Annotated in this window: 1 protein-coding gene; it reads right to left on the reverse strand. The window is 56.0% G+C overall.

Annotation, left to right across the window (positions count from 1 at the left end):
- The coding region (locus tag D5269_RS17980; protein ID WP_199735791.1) for a VirB4-like conjugal transfer ATPase, CD1110 family at positions 1-913 on the reverse strand (913 nt) is incomplete at both ends.

Below are 913 nucleotides of genomic sequence, written 5' to 3' on the forward strand. Positions count from 1 at the left end.
ACCTGATCCTGAACCACCTGCATCCCGAATTTTTTAAGCTGCTTGCCCAGGTTTTTAATCACATAGCAGACAATCCGGCTCTTGATTTCCACGTTGGTCTGGTGGTTGAACACATTTAAGCTGCCGGTGACGTAGATTTCCAGCGCGGTAGCCAGCCTTTGCGCTTCCTGCTCCGGCTGTTTCCGCAGAAGTTCATAGAGGTCGCCTAACACCGGCATTTTCTCCGGCCTGGGGTCTTGCAGGTAATCCCGGTATACCATGTGGACGCAGCGGTCAACCACCGTCTTTTCCACCGGTTCCAGGCCGGACTTGCCGCCCACAATCAACTCCATCAGGGAAAGGATAAAATCGCTTTTTAAGGTCAGGGGGTTGTCGTCCTCGCTGTAATTGAGGGTCAAGTCCATCGGGTTGATGTACTGGTCGGAGGCGGGGGATATGTCAATCACCTGCCCGCCCAGCCGCTGCACAAGGGGCGAATATTCCTGTTCCGGGTCGATAATGGCTATATCGTCCGGGGTAATCAGAAAGGCGTTGGTGATTTCCCGCTTGGCGGAAAAGGATTTGCCGCTGCCGGGTGTGCCTAAAATCAGGCCGTTGGGGTTTTTCAGCTTCTTCCGGTCGGCCATAATCAGGTTGTTGGAGAGGGCGTTCAGGCCGTAGTACAGCGCTTCGCCGTTCATAAAAAGCTCCTGGGTGGTGAACGGCACGAAAATCGCGGTGCTGGATGTGGTAAGGCCCCGCTGGATGCTGATCTGGTTAAGGCCCAGCGGGAGGGAGGACATTAAGCCCTGCTCCTGCTGGTAGTCCAGACGGCGCAGCGCGCAGTTGTATTTCTGCGCCACGCCCGCCGCCTGGAAGATGTTGTTTTCCAGCTTCTGCCGCGTCCCGGCGTGGTTCATCACCAGCATGGTCA

The sequence above is a fragment of the Anaerotruncus sp. 1XD42-93 genome (genome assembly GCF_009917605.1).
GTDB lineage: Bacteria > Bacillota > Clostridia > Oscillospirales > Ruminococcaceae > Anaerotruncus.